Origin of the sequence: Fibrobacter sp. (assembly GCA_012523595.1) — a bacterium.
In the GTDB taxonomy this organism is placed as follows: domain Bacteria; phylum Fibrobacterota; class Chitinivibrionia; order Chitinivibrionales; family Chitinispirillaceae; genus JAAYIG01.
In genome coordinates this window covers 1-7,596 of record JAAYIG010000008.1, presented here as the reverse complement: position 1 = coordinate 7,596, position 7,596 = coordinate 1, and the positions used below count along the sequence as shown (strand labels likewise).

At 45.9% G+C, this 7,596-nt stretch carries 7 protein-coding genes; 1 reads left to right on the top strand and 6 read right to left on the bottom strand.

The features are described from left to right. From GX089_00370 to GX089_00355, 4 genes are all read right to left on the bottom strand, one after another. Positions 1 to 2,140: hypothetical protein (locus GX089_00370; protein NLP00924.1), on the bottom strand; the 2,140-nt coding region annotated here is incomplete at its 3' end. A 215-nt stretch (positions 2,141 to 2,355) separates the two neighbouring features. Beyond that, on the bottom strand, positions 2,356 to 3,357 hold the full coding sequence (locus GX089_00365) for an RluA family pseudouridine synthase (protein ID NLP00923.1): 1,002 nt from the start codon (positions 3,355 to 3,357) through the stop codon (positions 2,356 to 2,358). Next, the gene (lspA, locus tag GX089_00360) at positions 3,350 to 3,922 is read right to left on the bottom strand and encodes a signal peptidase II (protein ID NLP00922.1); all 573 of its coding nucleotides are present in this window, start codon (positions 3,920 to 3,922) and stop codon (positions 3,350 to 3,352) included. Before lspA ends, GX089_00365 begins: the two co-directional genes overlap by 8 nt. Before the next feature lie 99 nt (positions 3,923 to 4,021). Then, positions 4,022 to 4,189: a hypothetical protein gene (locus GX089_00355; protein NLP00921.1), complete on the bottom strand. Its 168-nt coding sequence runs from the start codon at positions 4,187 to 4,189 to the stop codon at positions 4,022 to 4,024. A gap of 49 nt (positions 4,190 to 4,238) precedes the next feature. Here GX089_00355 and GX089_00350 point away from each other — a divergent pair, with 49 nt between their 5' ends. After that, entirely contained in the window at positions 4,239 to 5,045 is an 807-nt protein-coding gene (locus tag GX089_00350) for a UbiA family prenyltransferase (GenBank protein NLP00920.1), read from the top strand. Between the two features lie 206 nt (positions 5,046 to 5,251). On the opposite strand, the gene rpsA is transcribed toward GX089_00350, so the two are convergent. After that, on the bottom strand, positions 5,252 to 7,135 hold the full coding sequence (gene rpsA / locus GX089_00345) for a 30S ribosomal protein S1 (protein ID NLP00919.1): 1,884 nt from the start codon (positions 7,133 to 7,135) through the stop codon (positions 5,252 to 5,254). Between the two features lie 70 nt (positions 7,136 to 7,205). Further along, a partial coding sequence (locus GX089_00340) for a cytidylate kinase (protein NLP00918.1) occupies positions 7,206 to 7,596 on the bottom strand: 391 nt, incomplete at its 5' end.

Below are 7,596 nucleotides of genomic sequence, written 5' to 3'. Positions count from 1 at the left end.
CATTTGCAATAGGAGTCCCGCTGCACATGTGGGTTGAAAAACCGCTTGAGGGTGTAAAAGGGGGAATTGAATCTGGATTGTGCCAGAAGACTGAACCGGAAAAATAGTAATCAAAGCACTCCTCAGGTCCGGGATTCAGAGTAATGATCTCTGTATAGGAATCGGAAGCTCCTGCGAGCATGGATGAGAGCGGGATCTTTACAAGGTTTAAGGAATTGCGATCAGGAATAAGAGTAGAAGCGCCAGACTTATACCAGATACCGACAGTGTCCACAAAAGGCAGAGTGCCGGGTTCTGACGGCAGATCCCGGAAGTTCTGTATAGTCAAAGAGATATGCGTTCTGTCGTAGAATTGCCCGCTGATTTTTATTGGATTGTAGACCTCATCAATGGCCTTTACCTGCAGGTTGATAAGCCTTGAGGTCGCCTCACCCATGAGATTTGTGACCTTGCAGTAATAATTCCCCGCATCTGCCATGGTCAGATTATTCAATGTCAAAGTTGCTTCGTTGCTTAATGCACCTGGGACCCCGTTTTTAAACCATGCAAAAATGAAAGGCTGTGAGCCGCTCACTGTAACCTTGAAAGTAACACTCTGAGTCTCCCTGGCAACCATGTCCGTGGGTTCCGAAATGATCACAGGCTCCACAGCATCATTGACATTTAATATCGCACTTCTGCTTGTTGTATCACCGGAGCCGTTGGATACCTTACAATAATAAGAGGTCCCGTCATGTTCCAAAAGCGCCCGTGGAAATGTTAAAACCGAACCGTTTCCAATCGAAAGAGTTGACTCCGTCTGATACCATGTGTAAACAAGAGGCGGTTTACCAGTGGCTTCAACAACAAAGGAAACCGGATTGCCCTCAAATACTGTGGTGTCCTTCGGTTCAACAGTGATCTGAGGTTTAGGATCGAGGACAGTGAGTTTCGCGGGATCGCTGGTGACAGACCCGGCGAGATTCTTCACTATACATCTGTAAGTAGTATTATCGCTTGATGATGTACCGGCTACCTTCAAAGTAGGAGTGGTATCGGATATGGGAGTGCTGTCTGTGAGCCATGAATAACTGAGTCCGTCTCCGGATGCTACAACAGAGAAAACTGCAGTGTCGCCTATATAAATCGTGGTATCTGAGGGATGAATGGTGAATGCCGGTTTCGCGACAACAGTAAGAGATGCCTCACGGCTGGTATCGGAACCAAGCTCGTTAGATACTATGCAAAAATATGACCCGTTATCGGCAGTTGACACCGATGGGAAGGTCAGCTCTGAATCTGCTGAAACAAGATCCTCTTCTCCTGTTTTGTACCATTCATAGGTAAATGGTTTTAACCCGTTTACCGATAACTTGAAGTGAGCAGTCGCGCCCTCCCCTACTGTGGTATCATGAGGAGTATCAAATCTTATGTCCGGTGCCCCGGCAGCATCGTCCTCCCAGGAAGAGGAATCATACATCACGTAATTGTTCCAGGTCGAGTCGTAGGCATAGCCGACCTGACCTGATGGATGCACATCGGATGTTACCTGGCCGAGACTGTCTCCGTTAAGCCAGAAAGTAAAAACCGATCCGGACAGCTTTACCTTTATGTTGTAGATGCCATTGTTATCCTTGAAATTCAGATTGTTTTTGATCAATTGACTGCTTTCACTGTCGCTATAGTCTGTAGTGTTGGTGAAAAGCCTCATTTCATTCTGATCGCTTTGTCCATCGGTCCACCCTTCCTTAATAGCGACGAAATAATAGTTTGTCGGATTAGTAAATCGGAAAACTATACCGCCGTAATGAATGTTGTTGGCCCCTCCGGAAGTTCTGCGGAGAGTAACGCAAAAGATACCATCTGAAGTGCATTCGTAATTGTTTATTAAAAAGCCCTGTTCCTTGATACTATTCTGGGGCAAAGCTACACCGTCATTTTCACTCCAGCCTCTATTACCCATCTCCGTCCACCCGGTAAGCGTCCCATCATCGTGATTGTCGATGTATCCTCCCGCCCAGATAAGAGCTCCTGGTGAAAAGAACCCGGAAAACAAAAAGAGAAACGCGATAGTCCGGGCTGATCGGAAACGAATACCCGGCCCTGAAGGCAAGACTTTAGCTGTTGGAACCAAACTTCTCTCCCCCTCTGATCTACTCATATTCCCCCACTGTCCCATTCTCCCCAAAATGGGAAATACCACTTTGATTTAGCGATTAAATACACTGGTAAGATTATCTATATATATAATATAATTTCCAAAATACTGGAACAACGAATAGAGAAAATTTTTTTTGTATTCTCTACCTCTCCTCTCTTTCTAAGCTCTACTTCTACCCTCTCTGTGGTTAAACCCTCTTCTCCTCTGAATGCCTGCTATACTCCTCCTTCATCTCCATCAAACAACTCTCCAGCCCCGAAAAGCCTTAATGCATTGCGGAAATCTGGAGGAAGCGGCGCAGAAATATCCATTGTCTCACCCGTAAAGGGATGCTGAAAGGAGAGTGATCTGGCGTGAAGTGCGTGGCGGGCAAAACACTTGAAAATAGAAAAAGCACAGGGTCGGTCAGCGGGATTTATCCGCATAAGACGATCCTTGCCCCCCCCATACAACGCATCACCAAGGATAGGAAATCCCCTTGCACTGCAATGGACCCTTATCTGGTGAGTCCTTCCTGTATAAGGTCTGAAAACCAGGGCGGAAATTCCGGCTCTTTGAAGTATAAGCCTGTACCCGGTACGGGCCTCCTTCCCTGAGTCTGATGGAGTACGCTTGAGAGGATCACGATGACTGCGTTCCAGAGGAAGGTCTATCATCCCCTTTTCCTCTGCAGGCATGCCGATACAGAATCCGTTATAAATTTTCTCAATTTTACGGCAGGAAAAAAGTACTGAAAGAGCACTGTGGGCGGCAACAGTCTTTGCCACCAGAAGAACTCCGGAAGTATCCTTGTCCAGGCGATGCACTATACCGGGACGGTCAGCAGCAGATCCACAGGGCAGCGGTCCTATTCTGTGAAGCAGCGCGTTTACCAGCGTACCATCCCTGTTGCCGTTTCCGGGATGTACAACAAGACCGGCAGGCTTGTTAACCGCAATGAAATGCTCATCCTGGTAAAGAATCTCAAAGGGTATGTCCTGAGGCTGCAGGTTTATCTCTCTTGTCAGAAGATGGAGCCCGGAGACTTCTATGATATCTCCCCTCCGCAGGATCTCCTTTTTAGAGGCCTGTTTTCCATTGTGCAGCACCATTCCATCGAGAATAAGTTTCTGCACCTGTGAACGGGAGACATTCTCAAGTTTTCCGGTCAGATAACTGTCAAGCCGCTCTCCCCTGTAAGAATCCTCGACTGTAAGAACTCTCTTCTCTTCACCCATTTACTGCAGATCCGCTCTCTTTCTGCTCAACAGAAGGATTAGCACCCGCAACAGCTTCTTTCCTGCGCTTCTCCTCCACAATGAAAGCCAACAGAAGGAATCCCACTCCTATTGTCACATAGGCATCAGCCAGATTGAATATTGGCCAGTAAATCTCCTCCGAGATACCCACACGTATAAAATCCACAACACCCTTTTCCGCACGTACTATCCTGTCAAAGAGGTTCCCCAGTGCTCCTGGCATTATCAAAGCCAGCCCCCAGTGCAAAACAACCTCACTTTTCGGCACACTGCGATAATAAAAGACAAGAACTGCGATAGCGATAATCATAAATACTATAAAAAAGCCATTCACAGGGAAACCGGGAATAATGTTGGCGGGGTTGATACCGAAGACTGCTCCCTTGTTGTAAACAAAGAGAAACTGGAGGTACTTTCCCACTATGTCTACCGGGGTTCCATAGGGAAGTTTCAGTTCGACAAGATACTTTGTAAGCCAGTCCAGAAAAAAGCCGACAGCGGCAATTATTGAAAAGAGCAGCCACTTGTTTTTGATTTCCTTCAAGATCTCTCCTTTGATATTGAACAGAGATTACGTTTATAGCGGATAAAAAATACCTGGAATTAGAGAAAATACAACTGTTCCGGTCGTAATGTTTCTGATTTATGAATCGGGGTCAGTATCGGTATCGGAATCGATATTGATTTTCGTCGAAATGACATAGGTGGATGCATTGCATAAAGGTTTGGCATACAATGCCGGATAAGCATTCTGGATTAATTCAGAGCCAAACGAGTATTTTATTGAGAAATCAATTTTCCTGACTGTCAAAATGAAACTATCCGCTTTTATAAAGATTCTCCGTCCCAGGAATGCAGTAATGGCCGGGGGTGCAGTTGTTCTTGGGTATTGGCTTACCGGATCAGAGTTTTCCGTACGGAATATGATTTTTCTTGTTCTGGCAGCAATCGCATCCACTGGCTTTGGAAATGTGCTTAACGATATACTTGATATCTCTACAGACCGCATCAGCCATCCCGACCGTCCTCTACCCAGAGGCGATATCTCGATAAACCAGGCATCAGTTTATTCCGTGCTGCTTGTGATTACCGCTCTGTTTCTCTCATTTTCAGTTTCACCTGCACATGGACTGGCTACATTTATTCCCCTTATCATCCTTCTCCTGTACGCATTTTTCCTGAAGGGAACTCCGCTGGCAGGCAATATAGTTGTGGCATCTCTGGTTGCTTATGCCCTTCTCTACGGAGGCATCAACAGACCAGTCTTTCACATTCTTTTCATTCCTGCATTCCTTGCCTTTCTCCTGAATCTGCCCCGGGAAATAATCAAGGACATTCAGGATGAAAAGGGTGATAAAATTGCCGGATACACCACCACTGCCTCACTCCCCCGCTCTCTCCTTAAAGGTATTATCTTTGGATGCAGCGGTATCTATATCTCTTTCCTTTTCATTCCTTTTATTCTTTCTCAATTTGGTTTTATCTACGGATTGGTAAGTCTTTCAGTAGTGCTTCCAATTCACATTAAAAGGACTATTCTTTTCAGAGCGGATATGGAAAAGATGCTTTTCCGCATATCAGCGCTTTACAAGGTCGAGATGATTGCAGGACTGGCTGCGATTGCGGCAGACAAATTTTTCCTCTCCTCGATACACCTCGTGAGGTAACCGAAGGTTTGCCTTATTTTATTGTTCTTATTCGGGACCTGTATCGGGATAAGAATCTGCAGTCCTCAACCAGTAGCGGACATGAGGGATTTCTCCTCAGGATTTGTCGAAATGACATTGGGACAACATTTGTAATGCCAAGCAGAAGTAAAAAAGGCAGTCCTTTAAAGGACTGCCTGTAATAAAAAACATTTTCAGAACAGAAATTACTCAGAAGCTTCAGGTGATTCACCGGCTGATTCTGAGGAACCCTCAGAAGATTCTTCCTGAGGTGCTACAGTGGCATCCTCAACAGCTTCATCCACAGGTGCACCGGATTCTTCCTCTGATTCTTCAGATTTCTTCCCTTTACCCTTGGCTGGCTTAACTTCTGCAGCCGCTTTGATCGGGTATTTCTCCAGATATTCCTTCCAGAGATTCTCATCTTTGTCTTTGAAATACTCAGAGATACTGAGGACAATCTTTCTTCCCTCAAGATCAAACTCGATCACTTTTGCGGGAGTCTTGTCACCCATCTTGTAAATCCTTGAGGGATGATTGACTTCCTGACCAAGCTGGTTGAGCGGGATAAACCCTTCAACATCACTTGTAAGGTTGACGATTACACCCCTGTCAAGAATTCTGGCCACTTCGCATTCGGCTATTTCGGTGCCTACAGAGAAATCTTTGGCGAGATCACCCCACGGGTCTTCGGTAAGCTGCTTTATACCAAGGGAGATACGTCTCTTTTCCTGGTCGATATCAAGAACCTTGACTTCCACAGTGTCGTTTTTCTTCAACATCTCACCGGGATGATTGATCTTTTTAGTCCAGGACATATCAGAAATATGAATGAGTCCGTCAACACCCTCTTTCAGTTCGATAAATGCGCCGAAAGCAGCGATATTCCTTACCTTGCCCTTGATAACGGTGCCGACAGGAAATTCGGCAGGAACCTTCTCCCACGGATCAGGTTCAAGCTGTTTGAAACCGAGAGATATCTTCTGATTGTCTTTGTCAATTTTCAGTACGACAGCTTCCACAATGTCGCCGATTCCAACGATCTTTGACGGATGTTTGATATGCTGTGTCCATGACATCTCAGAGATATGTATAAGACCTTCGATACCCTTTTCCAGTTCCATGAAAGCACCGTAATCGGTAATAGAGACGATCTTGCCGCGTACTCTCGACCCCTCCGGGTACTTCTCCTCGATACCTTTCCAGGGGTGCTCTGTAAGCTGCTTGAGTCCAAGGGAGATTCGTTCCTTGTTCTCATTGAAGTCAAGCACCTTCACATTCAGCTTGTCTCCGATAGCAACGATTTCCGATGGATGATTTACACGGCCCCAGGACATATCGGTAATATGCAGAAGTCCGTCAACACCGCCCAGGTCGATAAAGGCACCAAAATCGGTGATATTCTTGACTGTTCCTTCCCTGACCTGTCCTTTTTCCAGTTCGACAAGGATTTTCTCGCGCATCGCAGAGCGGTCTTCTTCGAGAATAACACGTCTTGAGACGACGATGTTGCGTCTGGCTTTGTTGACTTTTATAACCCTGAACTTGAAAGTCTCTCCGATTATGGCATCCATATCGGGAATCTGCCTCAGGTCGATCTGAGAACCAGGCAGAAATGCGTCAACACCGAAAAGATCCACCACAACTCCGCCTTTGATACGGCGCACAAGTCTTCCCTCAACAGTTTCCTGGTCTTCGTAAGCTTTGTAAATCCGATCCCAGACTTTGAGAAAATCAGCTCTTGATTTGGAGAGGATTATCTGTCCTTCACTGTCTTCTACCTGTTCCAGAAATACATCTATCTCATCACCGGGCTTGAAATCCTGAACATTTTTAAACTCGGAGACAGGAATGATTCCTTCCGACTTGAAATTGACATCAACTATCACTTCTTTCTCGTTGATGCGAAGTATTTTGCCTCTGACAACCTGGCCTTCCTCTATTCCTTCCAGTGATTTGTCGTAGGCCTGCAGGATATCCTGCACCTGGCCGGGTTTGTAGAAGCTTTCCTCAAATTCAGAGAGGTCCACTTCATTGCCTGAGGCATCAAAACCCTTCAGGGCTTTTTTTTCTGTAAGTGCATCCGACATATTAATTGCACTCCTGTAACTTGGGTTAAGGTTAATGGATATATTTCAGGCACCAGATGATACCTGGATATTACTTTTTTTGTTCCTCTTTCATAAGCCGTAAGGCTCTCTCGATTATCAGTTCTGCCTGCTCTTCAAGACTCATCGATGTAGTGTCTATTTCCAGGGCATCATCGGCCTTGCACAAAGGGCTGTTGGCACGGGTGGAATCCTTTTTATCCCTGAGTGTGATCTCCTCTACAAGCTCATCCACCGATTTGGAAATACCAAGTTTTTCAAAATCCTTTTGTCTTCTCTTCGCACGCTCAACGACTGAAGCGGTCATGAAAAATTTCAGATCGGCATTGGGGAAAACCACTGTACCGATATCCCTGCCCTCACAAACAACGCTGTTACCCTCGGCAATCCGTCTCTGCTGCTCCACCAGCGCCTCCCTTACCACCTTCGGAGCGCAATAATCT

What these genes read in the sequence shown, in the direction of transcription:
- rpsA (NLP00919.1), bottom strand. Translation starts at nt 7,135, where the DNA reads ATGTCGGATGCACTTACAGAAAAAAAAGCCCTGAAGGGTTTTGATGCC.
- GX089_00350 (NLP00920.1), top strand. Translation starts at nt 4,239, where the DNA reads ATGGCCGGGGGTGCAGTTGTTCTTGGGTATTGGCTTACCGGATCAGAG.
- GX089_00365 (NLP00923.1), bottom strand. Translation starts at nt 3,357, where the DNA reads ATGGGTGAAGAGAAGAGAGTTCTTACAGTCGAGGATTCTTACAGGGGA.